This is a genomic window from Facklamia sp. P12932, from assembly GCF_050409545.1.
GTDB lineage: Bacteria > Bacillota > Bacilli > Lactobacillales > Aerococcaceae > Facklamia.
In genome coordinates this window covers 53,043-75,097 of sequence record NZ_JBNUPG010000003.1, presented here as the reverse complement: position 1 = coordinate 75,097, position 22,055 = coordinate 53,043, and the positions used below count along the sequence as shown (strand labels likewise).

Below are 22,055 nucleotides of genomic sequence, written 5' to 3'. Positions count from 1 at the left end.
TAATTTCTAGCAGAAAAATCTTTTGATTTTTATTTAGCACTTACAAGATATAATAAAATTTCAAAACGAAAACTTTTCTGTAAGATTAAAATTTTCTCATAAAAAAAGAGCCCCACTTCTTACTCATCGCTTAACGCTAAAGTAAATAAAGGGTAAAGCTCTTAAAATTTTTATCCTCTTCTTTGTTTTGAATCTGCTACACGTTGGAAAGCTTGTCCGATATAGTTAATTGATAACATCATGATCAATACTAACAAGGCAGCTGGCAACCAAACCCACCATTTATTTTCAATAATATCTGGTGTTCTAGCGTAACCAATTAGCGTTCCTAAAGAAGGCGTTCCAACAGGCAAACCAAAGCCCAAGAAAGAAAGTCCTGTTTCTAAACCAATATTACCGGCAAAGGATAGGGTTAAGTTGGTGATCATTAGCGAAGAAAGATTCGGTAATAAGGAGCCGAGCATAATTTTCCAATCTCTAGTCCCCATGGTTTTTGATGCCTTGATATAATCCTTGGATGCTTCTGATAAAGAAGCCGTTCGAATCAAACGGGTCTGCCCCATCCAACCAAATAAAGATATAATCCAAATCAAAGTCCAAGGGTCGAAGCGTTTAACGATTGTTACGACCGCAATAATAATCATGATTCTCGGTAAAACGATTAAAAAGTCTACCACACGCATAATAAAATCATCCACTCGACCCCCATAATAACCGGCAATCAAACCAATAATCGTCCCAAAACCTGCTGTTAATATAGTGACAGCCCAAGCGATAATTAAGGAATTTTTTGTTCCTAGTAAAAGCTGTTCAAAAATGCCTTTTCCACCCTCATCGGTACCTAAAAGATAGCCTTTTTCTCCTGGCGGTGTAAAGCGGTCAAAAATGTTAACTATGCCTGCAGCATCGGAATCAATAAAGAATGCTGATAAGACAGCCGCTACGACAATAATTAATAAAAGAATTAATGATAAAACAGCAATTTTATCACGTGCAAACTCTCGACGAATAACTTCCCAACCCATCGGTGGAGTGGAAACTTGGTCTTGCAATAGTTCTTCATTTACTGTTACCTGTGTATTATTTTCAGCCATTATTCCACCTCCTATTTAATTCGAATTCTAGGGTCAACAAAAACCATAATGATGTCTGATAATAACGAACCTAAAAGGGTTGTAAATCCGTAGATCAATGTAATAGCTATCATTACAGAAAAATCACGTAAAGCGATTGATTCGACAAATAATTTTCCCATTCCTGGATAATTAAAGACTGTCTCAGTGAAGACAGATCCGCCTAACAAACCAGTGATGGTAAAGCCTAAAAAGGCAGCAATTGGTAGGATTGAATTCCGGAAGATGTGCTTGCGATAAACAACATTTTCTGGAACGCCTTTAGCCTTAGCTGTGCGAACATAATCTTCCGTTTTAGCATCAATGACTCCTGTTCTTAAGTATTGAATAGTAGAGGTTGTTGATAAAAGCGCCATTGTAATAGCTGGTAAAATAATGTGTTTAAATCTTGACAAAGCAAAATCAAGCGTTCCAGGCTCAAGACCCGGGTCTACTGTTCCAGTTGTAGGGAACCAGCCAAGAATATAACCAAATAACCAAATCATAAATAAACCCAATACGAAAGATGGAATAGCATAAGTTACAAAGGTGTATAAGTTAACGGTTTTATCAAAAACGGAATTTTGATAACGACCAGAAAACAGACCTAATGGTAAAGCGATTCCGTACGAAATGATCACTGTTAATAAAGATAATTGTAAGGTGGGCCAAACTCTTTGACCAATAATCTTTAGAGTCGGTTGACGGTGATGCCAAGACCGTCCCCAATCACCTTGAAAGATACCAGTAATCCAATCAACATAACGCTCTGGCCACGGTTTATCTAGTCCTAGTTGCTCCCGCATGGCTGCTATTTGAGCAGGGTCCACATTTGGATCTTGTAAACCCGTCAACGCATCCCCTGGCATCAAAGCAGCCAAAACAAAGACAATGATACTTAAAAGAAAAATTTGAGGAATCATTAAAATGACCCTTCTTAAAATCGTCTTCCACATTTATTTCACTTCCTCTCTTTGAGCAAAGCCGACTTCTTTTAAAGCCACTTGGTGGTGATCATTAATCTTCTTCAGATCATAGACCCGTCCACTTTCCTCAAAATATTGACTGGCATTTTCATGATATTCTTTCTCCACTCGGAGACGCTCTATATGGTGCTCTCTTCGATTGTTTGGATCAACATGCGGTATAGCTGATAAAAGCCTTTTAGTATATATGTGTTGAGGATTTTTATAAATTTCATAATTAGAGCCATATTCAGTAAATCTTCCACGATACATAATGGCCAATTCGTCAGACATGTGTTTCACCACGCCTAAATCATGCGAAATAAACAAGTAAGAAACATTAAATTCTTCTTGAATACGTTTCATAAAGTTTAAGACTTGAGCTTGAACCGATAAGTCTAAAGCTGAAACTGGTTCGTCAGCAATGACTAATTTAGGGTTCAGCGCAACAGCTCTAGCTACCCCGATTCTTTGTCTTTGTCCTCCTGAAAATTCATGCGGATACTTGACTAAAGCTTCTGAAGTCAAACCGACTATTTCTAAGAGTTCACTTGCTTTTCTCTTTTCTTCTTCAATCGTTAAATGGGTGAAATTACGCAAGGGCTCCGCCATAATATCTAAAATCCTCTTCTTCGGATTAAAAGAAGAATATGAATCTTGGAAGATCATCTGAACATTGCGCCGATAATTTGACCTGCGACTGGATGCAGCATTCGAAACGTCTTCCCCTTCATAGATAATTTTACCCTCGGTCAATTTTTCTAAACCGATAATAGCTTTCCCAATAGTTGATTTACCTGAGCCTGATTCACCCACCAGGCCATAAGTTTTTCCTGCCTCAAAACTTAAGTCCACACCATCCACTGCGTAGACATGGTCAGTGATACGGTTAAAGAAACCGGATCGAATTGGATAGTGAACCTTTAAGTTTTCAATTGTAAGAAATTCTGACATTAGTCCACCTCCTCAGTGAAATAAAAGTGTTCATGACAAGTACAACGTACCCAATGTTCTGGTTTTACTTCATGGAGAACTGGATGCTCTTCATGATGTTCTTCAGGAATCCAAGGAATGCGAGGAGCAAAACGACAACCTTTGCGTTCTAAACGGTTTAATGGAGGTACAACCCCATGTATTACATGTAGATCGCCCTTTTCATCAACTAAATCATTGGATTGCGGAATGGACTTTAAGAGTGAGCGGGTATAAGGATGTCTCGGATCATTGAAGAGTTCTTCGACACTTGCAACTTCAACAAATTGTCCTGCATACATAACTGCTACTCGATCAGCCGTCTCTGCAACTACTCCTAAATCGTGAGTAATCAAAATAATTCCTGATTCGGTTTCCTCTTGAATTTCATTCAAAAGATCCAAAATTTGTGCTTGAATAGTTACATCTAAAGCAGTTGTCGGCTCATCTGCAATAATTATTGGTGGTTTACAAGATAATGCAATGGCAATGATTACTCTCTGACGCATTCCACCTGATAATTCATGTGGATATTGCTTGGTCATTCTTTGAGGGTTTTCAATACCTACTTGGTCGAGTAATTCAAGTACGCGCTGAGTTCGTTGTTGTCCATCTAACTTGGTATGATAATACAAAGCTTCTTCAATCTGCTCACCTACTGTCATTAAAGGGTTTAATGACGCTAAAGGGTCTTGGAAGATCATGCCAATATCATTCCCGCGAATTTTGTCATAATCTGATTCATCATAATTAACGAGATTATCACCCTTGTAATTAATTTCCCCGGTAATTTTTGTATTCATGCGATTGTGTAAGCCTATGATTGAAGTGGCCAGGGTTGATTTTCCACAACCTGACTCCCCAACAATGGCTAACTTTTCATTACGCGCTAGGGTAAAAGAAACCCCATCGACAGCATCGAAATACTGGTCTTTAATGCGAAAACCAGTGTGCAAATCTTTCACTTCTAATAATATCTCTTTTGATTCCATTTGAGGCCTCCTTTATCAATGACTATGACATCCATTTATTTTTCTGATCGTAATTGGTCGATATAAGAAACGGCGTCCTTAATATCTGAGAGCTTTTCAATTTTTTCATCTTCGAATTCTATATCAAATTCTTCCTCAATCCCCATCACGAATTCCACCATATCTAAAGAATCGGCGCCTAGGTCTTCAAAGGTTAGATTTTCAGTTACTTGATCTTCAGTAAGATCAAAATGCTCTACTAATAAAGTTTTAACTTTTTCAAATGTTTCTGTCTTCAAATTTTCCACTCCTTAATTAAAAAGTTATACCACAATGCCGGTTATATTATAATAACGATTATTTTCTAATCTGTCTATCATTTTTGTCACTATTTTCAAAAAAAGTGCTTATTTCTTCGGAAAAACCTGATAAAACGATTTCACGAGCTTGTCGAATAGCATGATAAATGGCGATGTCATCTGCTGATCCATGCGCTTTAATTACTGGCTTTTTAACCCCTAAAAGGACTGCTCCTCCTTGCTTGCTATCATCAAAATTTTCAGCCATCTTTTTTAATGAGGGTTTAATGAGAAGGCCACCAATTTTATTGGTGATACTACTCTCACTTAGAGTTCGTTTGAGTAATTTGAAGATGGATTTTAGGCTTCCTTCCAATGTTTTTAGGATAGCATTACCGGTAAAGCCATCTGTCACCGCAATATCTACCTGCCCATTTAAAAGATCTTTGGCTTCAATATTGCCTACAAAATTTAAACCACTCGCTTGATTGAGGAGTTGGTAAGCTTGTTTACGTAATTCATCTCCCTTACCAGCCTCTGTTCCATTATTAACAAGCCCTACTCTTGCTTGCTCTATTTTTAAAACACTCTCAGCATAATAGCTAGCTAGTTGAGCATATTGTAAGAGGTGCTCTGCTTTTGATTCCGCATTGGCTCCGGCATCCATTAAAATTAAATGAGGAGATTTCTCATTAATGGTTGGGATGACCGGCATCAATCCCGGTCGATCGACACCTTTAATTCTACCAACCACCAATAAGCCGGTTGTTAATAAGGCGCCTGTATTCCCAGCCGAAAGCAGTACATCTGCTTTACCTTCTCTTACCGCCTTGGCAGCAACCACCATTGAAGCATCTTTCTTGCGACGAACAGCTTTTACCGGTTCATCTTCTCCTTTGATAACCTCAGTAGTCGGTATTCGGATTAAACGGTCATCAAACATATCTGGAAGATTTTTAAGGGCTTTCTCGTCGCCATAAAGATGAATTTCGATGTCCTTATAAGCATCTAAGGCTCTTAGAACTCCGTCAAATACGGCTTGTGGTGCATTGTCGCCACCCATTGCATCAATCGCTATTTTAATCATAAATTCCACTCCTAAATTTCTAATTTAATTAATTGGGTATACTTTTCAATTGTTTTTGTTTCTTTCTCAGTCACTATATCTGGTTGTCTCATTAAATGGTCGACTGCTTGATAAGCCGCTGTCATAATGGCTTCGTCTTGTAAGGGATGTCCATATGTAAATTGGGCAATTCCACTTTGATTTCGTCCTAGGACATCTCCCATGCCACGAATTTCCATATCCGCTTTTGATAGTTCAAAGCCATCTTGACTTTCGACCATCTTAATCAGACGTTCTTTTCCTTGTTGGGTCGTTGGGTTGGCAATTAAAAAGCAGTAAGAGGGTAATGGGCTTCGCCCTACCCGCCCTCTTAACTGATGGAGCTGGGCTAAACCAAAACGTTCGGCTGATTGAATGACCATGACCGTTGCATTCGGTACATCCACACCGACTTCAACCATAGTGGTTGCTACTAAAATTTGAATTGCTTGAGCCTTAAAAGCTTTCATCACTTCTTTTTGTTCTTCTTTACTCAATTGACCATGCAAACTATCGATTGTAACTCGTGGAAATTTTTCTCTTAAACGTTGACAAGTCTCTTGTACATTTTCAACTTGTTCCATAAATTCACTGGCTTCAATTAAAGGCAATACATAATAGATTTGATGACCCTTATCTAATTCTTTTTGCATACGGTCATAGACTGTGGCAATGTGCTTATCACTAACGGCTTGTGTCTTAATTTCAACCCTTCCACGCGGTAGACCTTCCATGGTTGAGACGCAAAGGTCGGCATAAAGGGTCTGAGCCAAACTTCTGGGTATGGGAGTTGCTGTCATTTGCAGGACATTGGCTTCTTGACCAGCCAGACCTTTTTCTAATAAGTTCTGTCTTTGGCCAACACCAAAGCGGTGTTGCTCATCTATAACGATATAGCCGAGTGATTTAAAATCTACTCCCTCTTGAATTAAAGCATGGGTACCGATAATCAATCGGATGCGTCCTGTTTTTAGACCTTGTAAAACAGCTTTTTTTTCTGAAACTTGCCTCTCAGAAGTTAATATTTCTGCATGAAAACCACTCTTTTCAAAATATTGATTAAAAGATTGATAATGCTGCTGAGCTAATATTTCTGTTGGAACCATCAAGGCTGTTTGATAACCTGCTTGCACACTAGCAATCATGGTCAAGAAGGCAACTAAGGTCTTACCGCTACCTACATCTCCTTGCAATAAACGGTTCATTGGATAAGGTGATAAAAGATCGCGGCAAATTTCATTAACCGCTTTTTTTTGTGAATCCGTTAATTCAAAAGGGATGCTTTGGATAATTTGTCGTAATTCTTCAACTTGATAGTGGATTTGAATACCCTTAGTTTTTAAGCGGTTAAATTTGGCGCTTTGTAAGCGCCATTGGTAAAGAAAGAACTCCTGGAAGATGATCTTTCGCTGGGCCTGTCTTTTCGCATTATCTTGCTTAGGAAAATGCATGGCCCAAAGTGCTTCCTTCAGATTTATTAAGTTAAATTGTTGATTTAAATAAGTCGGAATGATTTCTTCAATACTTTCTTGATAATCAACAAAGGCTTGCTTGATGGCTTTGACAATCTGGCCCTGACTCAGTCCCTTGCTAGTATGGTAAATGGGTGCATAGTCCTCACCTGCTGACGGATTAATTAATTTCATGGCCATTAGCGACTGGTTACTTTCTTGCCATTTACCATAGATAGCTCGCGTTTGACCTAATTCAATTTGTTTCTTTAAGTAGGGCTGGTTAAAAAAAGAGACGGTTATCACTTGATGGCCATCTACAGCCAATTTAAAACTTAAGCGACTTTTCTTTCTACCAAAATAGTTGACCACAGCTGGACTAACAACTTTTCCCATCAAGACAACTTTTTCCTGGTCAAGAATAGTTTCTAACTGGCGTGCTTGGATATCCTCAAAACGAAATGGAAAATGAAACATTAAATCCTTTACTGTTTCAATTCCTAATTGTTTAAATAAAAGACTGGTCTTGGGGCCAACACCTTTGAGCTGATCGATAGGATCTAACCAAGACTTTCCCATCTTCTTCCTCCTCTTTGAGCAAAAAAATAAATCACCACCTAGAAACTAAGTGGTGATCAGCTATTTTCTAACAATCTAATCCACCGTTACAAAATAATTGTAGACTGGTTGGTCTCCTTGAATAAGTTCAAATTCAATCTCAGAGTTAGTTTGTTCAAAATGGTCAGCAACTTCTTGGGCTAATGAATGATCACCCTCTTCGCCAATAATAACCGTTACTAACTCACTTGATTCATCCACCATTCGATTAACCAATTGGATCAGAGTTTCTTTTAAATCAGTGTGGGTTAAGATTATATCGCCATCTAAAATACCCATAAAATCGTTTTCTTTAATGGATAGGCCATTAATTTCTGTATCTCGAATAGCATGAGTAATTTGTCCAGAAGCAACGCTTAGCGCATACTCTTCCATAGCTAGTCTGTTCTCTTCAATGGCAACTGAAGGATCATACATCAACATGGCTGAGATTCCTTGGGTGATTGACTTTGTGCCCACAACTACCGTTGGTACTTCACTGACTTCAGCCGCTTGTTGAGCCGCCATAATAATATTCTTATTATTCGGTAACAAGATAATATTTTTGGCGTTAACTCGCTCGATTGCTTTAATGAAGTCTTCGGTAGAAGGATTCATTGTCTGACCTCCAGAAAGGACTTCCTTTACTCCAATAGAATGGAAGAGCTCTGTCAAGCCTTTACCTGAAGCTACAGCAATCACTGCGTAATCTTCTTGAGTTTGAGGGACAGCTTGTTGACGCAGCGTAGTCTCTTTGTCTTCTAAGTCTCTAACTTGCTCACGCATATTATCGACTTTAATTTTAATTAACTCACCAAATTCTTGACCCAATTGCATAATCTCGCCTGGATCTTCCGTATGGATGTGGACCTTAACAATTTCATCATCGGCAACAACCAGCAAAGAATCACCTTTTTTATCAAGCGTTTGTCTAAACTCTTCATAATCAAAAGCTTTCTTAACAGTCTGTCCTTGTCCAATTCTTACCATAATTTCGGTACAGAAACCATAGGTAATCTCATCCATAGACATTGGGTGTTCATTCATTTCTTCGAAGATTGCGTGGGCATGGTCATTAGATTGGTCTTCAACTTCATCGATAATGACTTCCCCTGAAAGATTGGCAAGGAAGCCTTCATAGATACATAAAAGCCCCTTACCACCCGAATCGACTACACCCACCTGTTTTAAAACTGGTAGTAATTCAGGTGTTCGATCCAATGATTCTTTTGCCTCTGCTACGATCGTGCGCATCACTTGTATGATGTCTTCTGTTTGCTTAGCTTCTTGTTCACCTTTTACAGCAGATTCTCTAGCAACAGTTAAAATAGTTCCTTCAACTGGCTTCATCACTGCCTTATAAGCTGATTCCACACCACCAATAAAAGCCTTAGCAAAGTCTTTGGCATTTAATTCTTCACAATCTTTAATTGCCATTGAGAAGCCACGGAAAACTTGTGACAAGATAACGCCTGAATTTCCTCGAGCCCCCATTAACAGTCCTTTGGCCACGGCATTTGCTAATTCTCCAACATGATGACTAGTAGAATTACGCATATTCTCAACACCTGATTGGAAAGTCATATTCATATTAGTTCCTGTATCTCCATCAGGCACGGGAAAGACATTTAACGAATTCACTAAGTCAACATTTTCAGCCAGGCGCTCGGCACCTGCTATAAACATCTGTTTAAAGTCAGATGCTTTGATTGTTTTCAGTTCCACACTTTACCTCCTAAACGATCCTAGTCGATAGTCACACCCTGGACATGGACATGAACAAAGTCCAATTCAAAGCCCAAGAGTTGCTCGACATTGTATTTAACAGCTTGTTGAATATTTTGACAAATCACAGAGATTTTTGTCCCGTAAGAAACGACAATATAGACATCTACTGAAATATTGTCTCCTTCTTGAGAAATTAAAACACCACGTGAATAGTTTTCTTTCTTAAGAATGTCTGTTAAATTATCACGGAAGAAATGTTTACTTACCATTCCTACAACTCCGTAGTTGTCAGTAACTGCTGCACCGACAATGGTTGCAATCACTTCATTTTCTAAGGATATCTCTCCATTTGGAGTTTGGATATTAATAGCCATAAAGTACCTCCTTTTTGTTATCCACCATAGTTTAGCATAAATTTTTTAGCTTAGCACCTATTTTAATAGTTTTAGTAACGAGATATTTAAGATTAGTAGTTAATTTCATCATAATTCACTTGCTTCAAAAGTCAAATTATGGTAAATTAATTTGGTATGAAATGTAACTTTTAAATTGTTACAAGGAAAAGGAGGCAGAACCATGGCTAAAGAATGTTATTTCACAGGGCGTAAAGCTGTATCTGGTAACAATCGCTCTCATGCAATGAATAAATCAAAACGTCGTTTTGGCGCTAACTTACAAAAAGTACGTGTTATGATCGATGGCAAACCTCAAAAAGTTTGGGTTTCAGCGCGAGCATTAAAATCAGGTAAAGTTGAACGTGCTTAATCAATACATTAAAACCTCCTAGCCAATCATCATCAAGATGAAGCGCTAGGAGGCTTTTTTGTTTTGTTTAATCTTTTTCTTTTAGCATAAATTGATTGCCCTCTTCATCCACCAAATTAGATTCTTCATTTAGTTCAAAGCTGAAAAGTTCTTTATCCGCAAAAAAAATGGTTAGTTTTTGATCTTTTATTCTGTAGGTTGGATTATGTACGATAATTTCAACTGCCATAGGAACTTCATCAGAAAAGCGCAGGTTAATATATTGTTGATTTTTTAAAGATTCTGCTGCTTCATCTGTTTTTACCATCATTAAACGCCCATCCTGATTAATGCTCTCGGTATATAATTGTAGTAATGCGTCCGAATAATCACCTTCCAAAGCTGCTTGTCCAAAGTAAGACCGGCCTAAAATTACTTTCAATAAGTCTTCTTCTATTTCGAACCCCATAATATTTGAGTTTTCTTCAGTCAAATAGCGTCCCTCAAAATCAACTATCTCCTCTTGAGCGGATATAGCTGGCGGTAGCATGAGTATCATAATCATTATTAAAGCAAAAAGCTTTTTCATCCCATCAACTTCCTTTCCTAATAAAAACTTGATTAAATAAACTTCGAATATCATTTATTAAGCAAATTTTAACACAATAATGAAAGTGCTTCAATTTTATATCCCTATCTTCTATTTTTAAACCCAACCCTTTATTTTCCTTTTTCCCAAATAACCATCAAGAGACCTTCAGTAAAAGAAAGATTTATTTTATGCTGATCGACATACTCATTAGACACCAAGGCTCGAGGAAAAGCATAATCTGTTAGACCTAGTTCATATTTGGCCTGCTTAATCTGCAGCTGCTTAACAGCCGTCATTGAAATAATGGATAAGTAGCGGCAATTGTTCAAGTCTTCTAGAAAGTAATTGCCTGGTTTAAAAAATCGCACCACTTGATCTTTTTCAATAAAGCTTAAACGGGGGATAATTGCAAAATAGCGTTCTTGAAAGACGAGCCAAAGGTTAGCAATTAAATGATCTAAACGTCCCTCTCCATTACCTATTGCGCCATATACTTCCACCGGACATCGACTGTCTTGTTTAAGAGCGAATTCAAGGCCCAACTCCATATCGGTATCATCTTTGGCAGCTGGATATTTTAAAACTGCTTGACTAGCCGCTTCAATCTTACTAAATTGGGTGGGAGTGACCGAGTCAAAGTCTCCAATTGCAACGTTCAATCGGTAGCCTGCCTTCACCAATTGGAGGGCCCCTTCGTCAACTCCAATGAGATAAGTCTGATCTGTCACCTCAGACAAATGGCTGAGGGCTGGATTAGGAGCCCCAGCACAGATAATAATCTTATCCACCATACTAATTGGCCTTAGGGTCTTAAGGAAGCGATAGCTGCAGCCAGATCCATTTGCTTAAAGATGTAGGAACCAGCTACTAAAACATCTGCACCAGCTGCTATACAACTTTTAGCTGTTTGATCATTGACCCCACCGTCTACTTCAATCTCATAGTGATAATGATCATTTTCTTGACGTAGTTTGGCTAGTTTTTCTACCTTCTTCATGGTTGATTCAATAAAAGCCTGACCACCAAAGCCTGGATTAACAGTCATCACCAAGACTAAATCCGCTAATTCCAATAAAGGATAAACCGCTTCGACTGGAGTTCCTGGATTAATAGCCACTCCCGCTTTTTTTCCTAAGGCTTTTATCTTTTGTAAGGCTGAATGAATATGTTGGGTCGCTTCCACATGTACGGTGATAATATCCGCTCCCGCATCAGCAACCATTTCCAAATACCGCTCCGGTTGATCCACCATCATGTGACAATCAAAAACCATATGGCTATGAGATCTTAATCCTTTAAAAATCATGGGACCAAATGAAATATTCGGTACAAAGCTGCCATCCATAATATCAATATGTAGATAATCTGCTCCACCCTTTTCAATGGTCTGGATATCTTCTAACAAGTGATTAAAATCAGCGCTCAACATTGAAGGTGCAATTTTCATGACTATTCTCCTTTAATAATAAATTTTTTTGTTTTCAATTTTTTCTAAAATCTGCAAATAATTTTGATAACGGCTGTTACTTATTATGCCACTTGCCACCAACTCTTTCACATGGCAATTAGGTTCGTTCTTATGGATACAAGATCTAAACCGACACTTTGCACCTGCTTGGTGAATTTCTGGGAAACAAGCGGCCAGTTCTTCTTTTTCTAAATGGTCGAAATCAATAGCTGAAAAACCGGGTGTATCGGCTAAGAGTCCTTGACCAAAACGATAAAGAGTAACTTCTCGAGTGGTATGCTTACCGCGGTTTAAATGGCTGGATATCTGGTTGGTCTTAATTTCAGCTTGAGGTAGCAGTTTGTTTAAAAGGGTCGATTTTCCCACTCCCGATTGACCGGTCATTACATATATTCCTTGTTGGAAAATGGTTTGAATAGCTTGCATCTTTTCATTGGATTGGTCAAAGAGAAAAACATCATAACCAATTACTTCATAGATTGCTCTGATTTCTGCTACTAAGTCATTGGCTGCATCCCGTCCCTGATGCTCGATTAAAAGGTCATATTTACTCAAGATAATAATGGGTTGGATGCGATGAGACTCCATCGAAACAAGGAAATAATCTAATAAATTATAGGAAAACTCAGGTTCAACTAAGGACATGACAATGAGAGCATAGTCGACATTAGCAACAGCCGGTCGAATCAAAAAGTTATCTCGTTCGAAGATCTCTTCTAATCTGCCCACTTGACTTTCATCTTGTTGATCCATGACAAATCGTACGCGATCTCCCACTAAGGGATTGGTCTTCAAGTGACGAAAGTTACCTCTTGCTTTTGTTACAAAAGATTCTCCTTGCGACCATACATAATAGAAGCCACTAACTGCTTGATAGATGATCCCTTCATGTGAGGTAATAAGCTGTTTCAAATAATTTCCTCCTTTGGTCAGTATTTATTCAGAAAAAAAGTTAAGAGTCAGTAATGCTGCTCTTAACTCTTCAAATTCTTAATTAGGATAAACGGCTGAGGACTGTGCGACAATTTCGCCGTCTCTTAAGACACGGTACTGTCCGGATCCTCCTTCGGGAATATAGAGGACGATTTGAATTTCACGCGATTCGGTGATTTCAATTTCACGCGCAACTTGAGTGATATTATTACGGTCATCTCCTATAAAAACTTGAATTTTATTCGGTAATGGCTTGCTTTGTTCGTAGTCATTTTCAGCATACTTAGGGACATAATCAAGGTATACCGTTTCTGTGGCAGTCGACACTTCTGCTTTTTCTTCACCTTGAGATACCGTCACCTTAATGGTGTCTCCTTGAGCAATGGGTGAGCCTGAAAGTGGGTCTTGATCAATGACAATCCCTTCAGGTAGATAATCATGATATTGATAAGCTTCTTCTACATAGAGACCATAAGTGTCTGCAAACTTATAGACCATATCAATTGATAAATTAGTAAAATCTTGCATGGTCGTTTGCTCAGAATAGGATCCGATTACTAAAATAATTGAACTTTCACCAGGAACGACTTCCGTACCCGGTGCAATACTCTGTTCTAAAATTTTACCTGCTTCTGACTGACTAGCTGCTAAATACCTTAAGTCAACTATAAAACCTGCATCAATTAGTTTACGACGGACCGGCTCATAGTTTTGATTGAGGTAATCACCGATTTTGACTCTCGGCTTGCCGTCAGAGAAGGTTAAATTAACTTTAGAGCCACGATTTATGCGGTCCCCTGATTGGGGATCACTTTCAATAATTTGGCCGCGCGGAATAAGATCATCCCAAACAACAGTACTTTCGCCTAGCATTAAATCATTCTCTTCTAGTAATTCAATGGCTTGTTTTTGGTCTAGGCCAGCCAATTCAGGAACGATTACACTGGCAACGAATAAGCGATAGGCGAAAAAGACAGCTAAAGATAGTAAGGACAATATCGTAGCAAAGAAGAGAATTTTAAAAATCTTGGACCCTAAATGGCTAGTCTTTTTATCTGGTAAATCAAAAGTTGGAAACTCCTCTTCATTTAAAGGCTCAGGCCCTTCGATTGTTTCCGTCAACACACGATCAGCGGCTGGAATGGGCTGAATGGATTTAAATTGTTCTGATTCATCCAACTGACTGCTAGGAATAAAGGGTTTTTCATCAATACGTCCGACACTAAGAGAAGAAGATAAGTCGTTAAACATCTCTTGAGCCGTACGATAACGATCCTTCGCTTGCTTAGCCGTCGCTTTTAAGACGACATTCTCTAAGCTCTGAGGAACATATTCTAAGCGCTCTCGAATAGTTGGAAAGGGTTCTTGAAAATGTTTAAGTGCAATCGAAACTGCGGATTCACCATCATGTGGGACAGAACCCGTGATTAGCTCATATAAAACTACACCCATGGCATAAATATCTGATTTAGTGGTTGCACTATTGCCCTTGGCTTGCTCGGGCGATAGGTAATGAACTGAGCCTAGCAAGGTGTTGGTTTGAGTAATCGAAGTATCTGATAAAGCCACAGCAATACCAAAGTCCGTAATCTTAACCACATTATTTGCAGTAATTAAAATGTTTTGTGGTTTTATATCGCGGTGAATAATACGATTTTTGTGAGCCACATCGATAGCCGCTACAATTTGTCCCATAATGGAAACAACTAGTTCTAGCGGGACAGGTGCATTCTTTTTGATAAAAGTTTTAAGGTCTTGACCTTTTACATATTCCATCACAATATATTGCTGTTTTTCATGTTCATCGACATCATAAACTTCTACAATATTGGGATGTAGCAGTTGACTGGCTGAAATGGCTTCTCTTTGGAAGCGACGAATCGCATCTTGATTATCCTGGAAGTCATAGCGTAACACCTTCACAGCTACGTCTCGATCCAAAATTAAATCATGAGCTAAAAAGACATTTGCCATGCCGCCTTGACCAATGACAGAAGTTAGGACATAACGATCGGATAGTTTATCCCCTATTTCCATGAATAATGTCACCTCCTTCGTCCTCCAAATTAAAATCGCTGGCTAGAATAATAGTAATATTATCGAGACCCCCAGCATTATTAGCCGCTGCGACTAGTTCATCACCTAAGCGGTCTAAATCTGTTTGATTATTAATTATTTGTTCAATTTCTTCATTTTTAAGCATGCCGTTTAAACCATCCGAGCAAAGCAAGAGAAGTTCCACTTTATCAAGAGAAATCTCTGAAAAAGCTGGTTCTAAAACCATTGGTGTTCCAATGGATTGGGTGACCACATTACGACGTGGGTGATCAATACTCTCTTCTACTGTTATTTCACCTGTACGAATTAACTCATTGACTAAAGAATGGTCTTCGGTTAATTGCTTTAATTGGCCCGCTCCGTATGCATAAGCCCGCGAATCACCGACATGACAAATAAGAATGGTCTGCTCGACAATTGTTGCAAGTACAATTGTCGTTCCCATTCCTTCATAATCTGGATTAAGGTCTGCTTGATTCAAAATGAAAGTATTCACTTGATTGGTCATTTGGGTCATCCAAGCATGCGCTTGGGTGATGGTCATAGGGTAATCAATTGTTTCGAATGCCCGACCAACAAACTCTGTCGTTTGTTGACTAGCAATATCTCCTGCCAAGTTGCCTCCCACGCCATCACATAGAATAAAAAGGATTTGTTGGTTTTGAGAATAAAAATAATCCGCATAATCCTGGTTAGAACTTCTCTTTCTCCCTATGTTTGAATGTATAGTGATTTTCATAACTCACCTCAATCTATTTTTTTAAGAAAACGACTGATAAAAAAGCCATCTGTTCCATGCTGTTGGGGCCAAATGCGAAGAAAGCCTTGGGAAGTTATTACATTATCTGTTAAAACTTCTTCAGCTAGGATGGACTCCACTTGCCACTCACTATTTTCCTTTAAGATTTCTTCAATTAATTGTTCATTTTCCTCATAAGTCAGGGTGCAAGTAGAATAGACTAAGCGACCACCTGGCTTGAGCAAAGAAAGCATATGATTAAATAATTGCTTTTGTAATTTAACCAGTTCTTGAATAGCGACAGGCGACTTCTGATATTTGATTTCAGGTTTACGACGCATCAAACCGATACCCGAACAGGGTGCATCTAAGTATATCACATCAAAAGCAGTTTGAGAAAGTGGTTGGAAGTCCAAGGCATCGGTTACTATTGAATCTATCTTATGACTTAAGCCTAACCGCTCGGCATGATCTTTTAAGATACTTAACTTATGCTTAGAAATATCTAAAGCTGTTAAGTGTCCGTCAGTTAGAAGTGAAGCAATATGGCTAGCTTTTCCTCCTGGAGCTGCACATGCATCCAAAACATTTTCAGAACCTGTCAATTTACCTAAAGGTGCAACCAGCATGGATGATTCATCCTGAATGGTAAACAAACCTTCCTGATAAGCTTGACTATTAAAGACATCCCCTGCTGTGATTCGAAAACCAAAAGGAGAAACTTGACTGCTAGTAACCGCCAACCCTTGCTCTTTTAATTGGTCCATGATATGTGATCGTTTGGCTGTTGGACCATTGATTCTAGCACTCAAATTAGGAACTTGATTCAAACTAGAAAGAAATGCTTTGAGCTGATGTTCTGGTAAGTGCTGGTCAAAGTATTTGACCAACCAAAGCGGAACGGAATGCTCAATCGATAGTCTCTCCAAGGGTTCTGTGATTACCGTCAATGACTGAGGCTCTTGGCGGAAAAAGTTACGTAAAATAGCATTAACTAATTTTCCAATGCCTTGGTGGCCGTTTACTTTGGCTATCTCGACTGCTTCATTTACAATAGCGTGCTGAGGCACGCGGTCTAAATAAACAGCTTGATAGATAGATAATCGCAATAGGCTGCGTACCCAATCTTCTATTTTACCTTTTACTAAATCCTGTAAATAGAAATCCAAGGTCAAGCGACGTTGGACACTACCGTAAACCACCTTAACCACTAAATTTTTATCTTGACTGCTTCGATTACTTGAAGCCAGATAATTATCTATCATGATATTAGAATATTGGTCTTGGTTATCAATTTGATCTAACAATCTCAGCATGTCCCAGCGGAGGTTGTTTTTCAATTTTGTTTGGCTTCTTTGTTTAATTTTCATTATTTATTAGTCCTTTTCACTGTCGAATATCTTACCAATTAAACTTTCTGCCGGTGTCCCTTTTAAGTATTCTTTAACCATCATCCTTTTTTTTCCAGCGGGTTGGTATTCACTAACTGCTAAGTAGGAATCTTGACCACATCGAACATAGAAGTGTTCTTCATCAGCAGCAACAATTTGGCCCGGAATTTCTTCTGTTAATATTCTTTCAATATTATCATCCAGTTCTTTTAAGGGTTGAGCTTGCCAGATTTTTACTCTTTGACCATCTAGTAGGGTATAGGTTGTTGGAAAAGGTCTAAAGGCGCGTATATGACGGTCAATGACACGCGCACTTTGCAACCAATTTAACTGCTCTTCATGCTTTTTGATGGTTGGAGAATATAGTACTTGGCTATATTCTTGTGGAGTCGCTTCATACTCCCCATTAAAAAATTTCGGCAAGAAATTCAATAATAATTCTTTACCAACGACAGCCAGTTTTTCAAACAGTATGCCCACATCATCCTTCTCAGAAATCGGTAAAACTGTTTGAATGAGAATATCCCCAGCATCCATTTCTTCAGTCATTTTCATAATTGTTACACCCGTCTCTTCTTCACCCCGCCAAATTGCATAATGAATTGGAGCCCCTCCACGATATTTAGGTAAGAGTGAAGCATGAACATTAATAGACCCTTGACTGGGTGCTTCTAATAAAGCAAGTGGTATTTTCTGTCCGTAAGCAGCCGTTATGATTAAATCGGCTTCTGTATTCAATAGAGTCTGATAGTCCTTTGAATCGGCTAACTTTTCCGGTTGAAAGACTGGAATATTAGCTTCTAAAGCTGTTTTTTTAACTGGAGGTAGTGTTAGAATACGTTTTCGACCAACTGGACGATCTGGTTGAGTCACTACTGCAATCACTTCATACTCTACTTGTTGAATTAATCCTTTCAGAATGGTTGCCGCAAAAGGAGGGGTTCCCATAAAAATTATTTTTTTCATTCAATAACCTCTTTCTAAATAAAATACTGGGGTTCATGGTCTATTTGAACAAAGACTCCCTTGGCCTGGCTTTCTTGACTAGCAAGAAGAATAGTTTGTAGCTGATCTTTAACTAAGTCTACTTCTTTATATTTTAAGAGCAAATGGAATTGATAATAATCATTGATTCTTTCAATTCCTCCTGTTGAGGGACCTAATATCATTAATTGGGTATTCACTTTGTCCATCAATTGATCCTTGAGTTGATAGATCATTTTTTGAGCCTTGCCTCGGTTTTTAGAAGACACCTTAATTAATGTTGTATAAAAATAAGGAGGATAATGGCTCATATGGCGTCTTCGCATTTCGTAATAAAAAAAATTGTCATAATCATGTTTTTTGGCTAGCTGAATCACATAATGGTTAGGATTATAGGTTTGAATGACCACTTCGCCTTTTAGCTTGCCTCGCCCTGTTCTTCCGGCTACTTGAGTCAGCAACTGAAAGGTTTTTTCAGCAGCTCTAAAGTCTGGTAAGTTCAAACCAGTGTCTGCATTAATAACACCAACCAGGGTTACCTGTTCATAGTCGAGACCTTTAGCAATCATCTGTGTTCCTAAAAGGATTGAACCTGCTTGACTGGCAAATGCTTTTAATAATTTTTTGTGAGCGCCCTTGCGTCGAGTGGTGTCATTATCCATACGGATAATGGGTGTTTGAGGAAAGCGTTGCTTTAAACTTTCGGCTACTTTTTGAGTGCCAATGCCTTGTTTTCTCAAATGCTTAGAACCACACTGAGGACAATTGGTTGGCAGTCCTACTTGGTAATCACAATAATGACATTTAAGCTTTTCTCCAGTCTTATGGTAAGTTAAAGAGATGTCACAATGTGGGCATTGAATGACATGACCACATTCACGGCATAAGACATAAGAGGCATAGCCTCTGCGATTTAAAAGCAAAACAACCTGTTCTTTAGACGCTAATTTTTCGGCAATTTTATCTTCTAAAAGTTGAGAAAGTTCCAGTGTTTCTTGATCCAATAAATGCTGAGTCATATCCACTATGGTTACGGGTGGTAAGGGTTGTTGATTAACACGTTGGTCCATTCTTAATAATTGATACTTACCAACTTCAGCCCGAGCACGTGATTCTAAAGAAGGTGTGGCTGAACCTAAAACTAAGGGACACTGATGGTATTTTGATCGCCATTTAGCAACTTCTCTTGCATGATAACGTGGATTGTCTCCTTGTTTATAGGTCGTTTCATGTTCTTCATCAATAATAATGATGCCGATATTTTTTAACGGAGCAAAAATAGAAGAACGCGCTCCGACGACCACTTTCGCTTCTTGCCGAATGATTCTGCGCCATTCATCATATTTTTCGGTCAATGATAAAGCTGAATGCAAAACGGCAACGCCTTTGCCAAAGCGACCAATCACCTGGTCTACCATTTGTGGTGTTAAGGCAATCTCTGGCACTAATAGAATCGCTGATTTACCAGCTTTAAGGGCTTCAGCTATTAATTGTAAATAGACTTCGGTTTTACCTGATCCGGTGACTCCTTGCAATAAAAAGGTTTGGGCTTCTTCAGCTGTCATGTGATTTTTTATAGTCTCAAATGCTGTTTGTTGCTGTGCTAATAAGGCTTTGGCTGAGGAAGGAGGTGCTTGATCTACTTGATAAGCAGGCCGATAAACTTCCCTTTCTTCCAGCGTCAACCACCCCTTTTTAATCATGGTATTAAGGGTGGCCTTAGAAACTTGAGCCAGCTTTGCTAATTGATCGAACTCTATGGCTTGAGTCCATTGATGGTCGATGAGGACTGATAAAACTTGACCTTGTTTATGACTGCGTTTATCTAAATGATCGAGTAAGTCTTGGTATTCTGCCTGTGAACGATTAGGCAAGATATACTTAAGGGTCTTATGCGTTTTTTTATCAATTAACTGATAAGATAATTGAATGATTTCTTCATCTAATAATGAACGAATTTGACTAGCTGTCAACCTTTCTTCCAACCATTGGCGCGTGACACCAAGCTGATTTAACTTTGCAGGTGAACAATCGAGCACTTCAGCTAATTTTTCAGACTGTTTAACTGTAACAACCGTTTGATACTTGACTCGTAAAATACTTGGCAACATGGCTTGTAGGACTGAAATCCTAAAAGCATAAAGTTGGTCGGCAAGCACTTGAGAAAGTTCAACTAGTTCCTGACTCAAAAAAGATTCGTAATCAATCAAGCGTCTAATCGCCTTTAATTCCCCTTGATAGTCACTATTATCTTTTAAATGAACAACAAAAGCCATTAGGTTACGATATCCAAAAGGAACTTCCACTCGCATACCAACCTTTATTAAAGCTTGCATTTCAGCACTTACTTTGTAATCAAAGCTATGATTGACTTGTGCAGTAGGTATATCAATGATAACTTCAGCGATCATTCGCTCACCTCCTATTAAAAAGCTACTATGAAATCATTAAAAATGATCTGCATAGTAGCCTTCTTATTCGCCCTCTTATTTTTTAATGGATAATACGCCCGCAACAACTTCTTCTAAAGCCTTGCCTACAGGTTTATCTGATTGATAGTCTTGTAATTGCATAATTTTATAATCTTCCATTTCTTTAGCGCGTTTACTTGCCAAAGTTATTAAAGAATACTTAGATGGTTCTTTTTTCAATAATTCGTCAATTGATGGATATAGCATCATGATTGCTTAGCCTCCTCTTCAAAATATGCATTAATATCGGCCTGGATCGAATGCATGACTCTTTCAACCCTTAGATGTTCACTTTTAATTATAGCATTAATTTCATCGACCGCCTCAGAAATTTCATCATTAACTACCACGTAATCATAGTGACGCATTAATTCAATTTCCTCTTTAGCTTTATTCATACGGCGAGCGATTACTTCTTGGGAATCCGTTCCACGATCGGTTAGACGGGACTCCAACTCATTCAGACTTGGAGGCGCTAAGAAAATGAAAATTCCCTCAGGAATCTTCTCTCTCACCTTACGGGCACCTTGAACTTCAATTTCAAGAAATACATCGCGTCCTTGCGCTAAATTTTCTTCAATAGATGCTAGCGGCGTCCCGTAGTAATTTCCAACATATTCCGCGTACTCTAACAAGGCTTCTTGGGAAATTAAGTCCTCAAATGATTCTCTACTCATAAAGAAGTAGTCTACCCCTTCTAATTCACCTGGTCGACGCTCTCGAGTAGTTGCTGAAACAGAATAAACATAGTCACAATTTGAATCTTCAAAAATCGCGCTGCGAACTGTTCCTTTTCCGACACCCGAAGGGCCTGATAAAACGATTAATAATCCCCTTTGTTTTAACATGACTTCCCTCCATTACTTCATGTTCTATATAGTACCACAATTCACTCTCTACATAAAGATAAGCTGAAAAATAAATAAAATACAGCCATTATGAAATGCGAAAATTTGTTCGTAAAAAGGTTGACAAAAAGAACCTTTGTTCGTATAATATAATTACAAACAAACGTTCGATATTAAAGGAGAGGTTTTTATGGAATTACCCATCAAAAGACAAAATAACTGGCTTGGCCGTGTAAGCCAATCCCTTTTTCAACCTTTCTTTCAACCCACTCCACTTATCAAAGAATCTATTGAAATGATGCCCCTTGCACAAGTTGAAAGAATCCTTCATCAAGCTTATATCAAGCAAGTTCCTTTAAACATACTCATTGAATATTATTTACCCGATCAAACAATGGATATGACCGAAATGGAAGCATATGTACTGGCTCCAATTGGTTCACAAAACAACGTTAGCCTGCAAGTAGGAGCCAATCACTTCCTTTTAAATTTGAATCAAATTATTAATGTGACTGCCATCACAGAAACTTTAATTGCTTAAGTCCATTAATCGATTAAAGATTTGATTAAAACAGCATCCTCCCCGCTGTTTTTTAAAAGCCCTCATCATTAAGATGGGGGCTTTAA

The 22,055-nt window shown here is 38.5% G+C and carries 22 protein-coding genes; 2 read left to right on the top strand and 20 right to left on the bottom strand.

Features of this window, described 5'->3' with window-relative positions; translation table 11 throughout:
- Positions 1-170 precede the first annotated feature (170 nt).
- The 9 genes from ACQV2P_RS02035 to ACQV2P_RS01995 form a co-directional block, all read right to left on the bottom strand.
- Positions 171-1,094, bottom strand: coding sequence for an ABC transporter permease (locus tag ACQV2P_RS02035; protein ID WP_428873744.1), 924 nt, complete (start codon positions 1,092-1,094; stop codon positions 171-173).
- Positions 1,095-1,105: 11 nt separating this feature from the next.
- Positions 1,106-2,068 carry an oligopeptide ABC transporter permease gene (gene opp4B, locus ACQV2P_RS02030; protein WP_428873745.1) on the bottom strand — a complete coding sequence of 321 codons (963 nt, stop codon included), beginning with the start codon at positions 2,066-2,068 and terminating at the stop codon, positions 1,106-1,108.
- Positions 2,069-3,031, bottom strand: a complete 963-nt coding sequence (locus ACQV2P_RS02025; RefSeq protein WP_428873747.1) for an ATP-binding cassette domain-containing protein — start codon at positions 3,029-3,031, stop codon at positions 2,069-2,071. It abuts the gene before it with no gap.
- Positions 3,031-4,041 (bottom strand): ABC transporter ATP-binding protein, encoded by a 1,011-nt coding sequence (locus ACQV2P_RS02020; RefSeq protein WP_428874815.1) that lies wholly within the window; start codon positions 4,039-4,041, stop codon positions 3,031-3,033. Before ACQV2P_RS02020 ends, ACQV2P_RS02025 begins: the two co-directional genes overlap by 1 nt.
- A 35-nt stretch (positions 4,042-4,076) precedes the next feature.
- Positions 4,077-4,319 (bottom strand): acyl carrier protein, encoded by a 243-nt coding sequence (gene acpP / locus ACQV2P_RS02015; protein WP_428874816.1) that lies wholly within the window; start codon positions 4,317-4,319, stop codon positions 4,077-4,079.
- Between the two features lie 58 nt (positions 4,320-4,377).
- Positions 4,378-5,403, bottom strand: a complete 1,026-nt coding sequence (gene plsX / locus ACQV2P_RS02010) for a phosphate acyltransferase PlsX (RefSeq protein WP_428873768.1) — start codon at positions 5,401-5,403, stop codon at positions 4,378-4,380.
- Between the two features lie 14 nt (positions 5,404-5,417).
- Positions 5,418-7,454, bottom strand: a complete 2,037-nt coding sequence (recG, locus tag ACQV2P_RS02005; RefSeq protein ID WP_428874817.1) for an ATP-dependent DNA helicase RecG — start codon at positions 7,452-7,454, stop codon at positions 5,418-5,420.
- Between the two features lie 75 nt (positions 7,455-7,529).
- Positions 7,530-9,197, bottom strand: coding sequence for a DAK2 domain-containing protein (locus ACQV2P_RS02000; RefSeq protein ID WP_428873751.1), 1,668 nt, complete (start codon positions 9,195-9,197; stop codon positions 7,530-7,532).
- 20 nt (positions 9,198-9,217) lie between these two features.
- Complete coding sequence (locus ACQV2P_RS01995) at positions 9,218-9,574, bottom strand: Asp23/Gls24 family envelope stress response protein (RefSeq protein WP_428873752.1); 357 nt, start codon at positions 9,572-9,574, stop codon at positions 9,218-9,220.
- A gap of 202 nt (positions 9,575-9,776) precedes the next feature.
- On the opposite strand from ACQV2P_RS01995, the gene rpmB reads away from it, so the two are divergent.
- Positions 9,777-9,965: a 50S ribosomal protein L28 gene (gene rpmB / locus ACQV2P_RS01990; protein WP_258436016.1), complete on the top strand. Its 189-nt coding sequence runs from the start codon at positions 9,777-9,779 to the stop codon at positions 9,963-9,965.
- A gap of 67 nt (positions 9,966-10,032) precedes the next feature.
- Here rpmB and ACQV2P_RS01985 read toward each other — a convergent pair whose 3' ends face one another.
- The 11 genes from ACQV2P_RS01985 to gmk form a co-directional block, all read right to left on the bottom strand.
- Complete coding sequence (locus tag ACQV2P_RS01985; protein ID WP_428894559.1) at positions 10,033-10,533, bottom strand: hypothetical protein; 501 nt, start codon at positions 10,531-10,533, stop codon at positions 10,033-10,035.
- A 131-nt stretch (positions 10,534-10,664) separates the two neighbouring features.
- Complete coding sequence (locus ACQV2P_RS01980) at positions 10,665-11,327, bottom strand: thiamine diphosphokinase (RefSeq protein WP_428873754.1); 663 nt, start codon at positions 11,325-11,327, stop codon at positions 10,665-10,667.
- Between the two features lie 11 nt (positions 11,328-11,338).
- The gene (rpe, locus tag ACQV2P_RS01975; protein WP_428873755.1) at positions 11,339-11,983 is read right to left on the bottom strand and encodes a ribulose-phosphate 3-epimerase; all 645 of its coding nucleotides are present in this window, start codon (positions 11,981-11,983) and stop codon (positions 11,339-11,341) included.
- A 12-nt stretch (positions 11,984-11,995) separates the two neighbouring features.
- Entirely contained in the window at positions 11,996-12,916 is a 921-nt protein-coding gene (rsgA, locus tag ACQV2P_RS01970; protein WP_428876399.1) for a ribosome small subunit-dependent GTPase A, read from the bottom strand.
- A gap of 78 nt (positions 12,917-12,994) precedes the next feature.
- Positions 12,995-14,974: a Stk1 family PASTA domain-containing Ser/Thr kinase gene (gene pknB, locus ACQV2P_RS01965; RefSeq protein WP_428873757.1), complete on the bottom strand. Its 1,980-nt coding sequence runs from the start codon at positions 14,972-14,974 to the stop codon at positions 12,995-12,997.
- Positions 14,958-15,734, bottom strand: coding sequence for a Stp1/IreP family PP2C-type Ser/Thr phosphatase (locus ACQV2P_RS01960; RefSeq protein ID WP_428873758.1), 777 nt, complete (start codon positions 15,732-15,734; stop codon positions 14,958-14,960). The genes pknB and ACQV2P_RS01960 overlap by 17 nt, the downstream gene beginning before the upstream one ends.
- Before the next feature lie 8 nt (positions 15,735-15,742).
- Positions 15,743-17,104 (bottom strand): 16S rRNA (cytosine(967)-C(5))-methyltransferase RsmB, encoded by a 1,362-nt coding sequence (rsmB, locus tag ACQV2P_RS01955; RefSeq protein WP_428894558.1) that lies wholly within the window; start codon positions 17,102-17,104, stop codon positions 15,743-15,745.
- A gap of 6 nt (positions 17,105-17,110) precedes the next feature.
- The gene (gene fmt, locus ACQV2P_RS01950) at positions 17,111-18,091 is read right to left on the bottom strand and encodes a methionyl-tRNA formyltransferase (protein WP_428873760.1); all 981 of its coding nucleotides are present in this window, start codon (positions 18,089-18,091) and stop codon (positions 17,111-17,113) included.
- A gap of 14 nt (positions 18,092-18,105) precedes the next feature.
- Positions 18,106-20,520 carry a primosomal protein N' gene (priA, locus tag ACQV2P_RS01945; RefSeq protein ID WP_428873761.1) on the bottom strand — a complete coding sequence of 805 codons (2,415 nt, stop codon included), beginning with the start codon at positions 20,518-20,520 and terminating at the stop codon, positions 18,106-18,108.
- A 75-nt stretch (positions 20,521-20,595) separates the two neighbouring features.
- Positions 20,596-20,790: a DNA-directed RNA polymerase subunit omega gene (gene rpoZ / locus ACQV2P_RS01940; RefSeq protein WP_428873762.1), complete on the bottom strand. Its 195-nt coding sequence runs from the start codon at positions 20,788-20,790 to the stop codon at positions 20,596-20,598.
- Positions 20,787-21,428, bottom strand: coding sequence for a guanylate kinase (gmk, locus tag ACQV2P_RS01935; protein WP_428873763.1), 642 nt, complete (start codon positions 21,426-21,428; stop codon positions 20,787-20,789). The genes rpoZ and gmk overlap by 4 nt, the downstream gene beginning before the upstream one ends.
- Positions 21,429-21,618: 190 nt before the next feature.
- Here gmk and ACQV2P_RS01930 point away from each other — a divergent pair, with 190 nt between their 5' ends.
- A complete protein-coding gene (locus ACQV2P_RS01930) occupies positions 21,619-21,969 on the top strand; it encodes a hypothetical protein (protein WP_428894557.1) in 351 nt (116 codons plus the stop codon).
- The last annotated feature ends 86 nt before the right edge of the window (positions 21,970-22,055 follow it).

Excerpts from the sequence above, each read along its gene's own strand:
- ACQV2P_RS02035 (WP_428873744.1), bottom strand. The coding sequence starts at position 1,094 with ATGGCTGAAAATAATACACAGGTAACAGTAAATGAAGAACTATTGCAA.
- opp4B (WP_428873745.1), bottom strand. The coding sequence starts at position 2,068 with ATGTGGAAGACGATTTTAAGAAGGGTCATTTTAATGATTCCTCAAATT.
- ACQV2P_RS02025 (WP_428873747.1), bottom strand. The coding sequence starts at position 3,031 with ATGTCAGAATTTCTTACAATTGAAAACTTAAAGGTTCACTATCCAATT.
- ACQV2P_RS02020 (WP_428874815.1), bottom strand. The coding sequence starts at position 4,041 with ATGGAATCAAAAGAGATATTATTAGAAGTGAAAGATTTGCACACTGGT.
- recG (WP_428874817.1), bottom strand. The coding sequence starts at position 7,454 with ATGGGAAAGTCTTGGTTAGATCCTATCGATCAGCTCAAAGGTGTTGGC.
- ACQV2P_RS01995 (WP_428873752.1), bottom strand. The coding sequence starts at position 9,574 with ATGGCTATTAATATCCAAACTCCAAATGGAGAGATATCCTTAGAAAAT.
- rpmB (WP_258436016.1), top strand. The coding sequence starts at position 9,777 with ATGGCTAAAGAATGTTATTTCACAGGGCGTAAAGCTGTATCTGGTAAC.
- ACQV2P_RS01985 (WP_428894559.1), bottom strand. The coding sequence starts at position 10,533 with ATGAAAAAGCTTTTTGCTTTAATAATGATTATGATACTCATGCTACCG.
- ACQV2P_RS01980 (WP_428873754.1), bottom strand. The coding sequence starts at position 11,327 with ATGGTGGATAAGATTATTATCTGTGCTGGGGCTCCTAATCCAGCCCTC.
- rpe (WP_428873755.1), bottom strand. The coding sequence starts at position 11,983 with ATGAAAATTGCACCTTCAATGTTGAGCGCTGATTTTAATCACTTGTTA.
- pknB (WP_428873757.1), bottom strand. The coding sequence starts at position 14,974 with ATGGAAATAGGGGATAAACTATCCGATCGTTATGTCCTAACTTCTGTC.
- ACQV2P_RS01960 (WP_428873758.1), bottom strand. The coding sequence starts at position 15,734 with ATGAAAATCACTATACATTCAAACATAGGGAGAAAGAGAAGTTCTAAC.
- rsmB (WP_428894558.1), bottom strand. The coding sequence starts at position 17,104 with ATGAAAATTAAACAAAGAAGCCAAACAAAATTGAAAAACAACCTCCGC.
- fmt (WP_428873760.1), bottom strand. The coding sequence starts at position 18,091 with ATGAAAAAAATAATTTTTATGGGAACCCCTCCTTTTGCGGCAACCATT.
- priA (WP_428873761.1), bottom strand. The coding sequence starts at position 20,520 with ATGATCGCTGAAGTTATCATTGATATACCTACTGCACAAGTCAATCAT.
- rpoZ (WP_428873762.1), bottom strand. The coding sequence starts at position 20,790 with ATGATGCTATATCCATCAATTGACGAATTATTGAAAAAAGAACCATCT.
- gmk (WP_428873763.1), bottom strand. The coding sequence starts at position 21,428 with ATGTTAAAACAAAGGGGATTATTAATCGTTTTATCAGGCCCTTCGGGT.
- ACQV2P_RS01930 (WP_428894557.1), top strand. The coding sequence starts at position 21,619 with ATGGAATTACCCATCAAAAGACAAAATAACTGGCTTGGCCGTGTAAGC.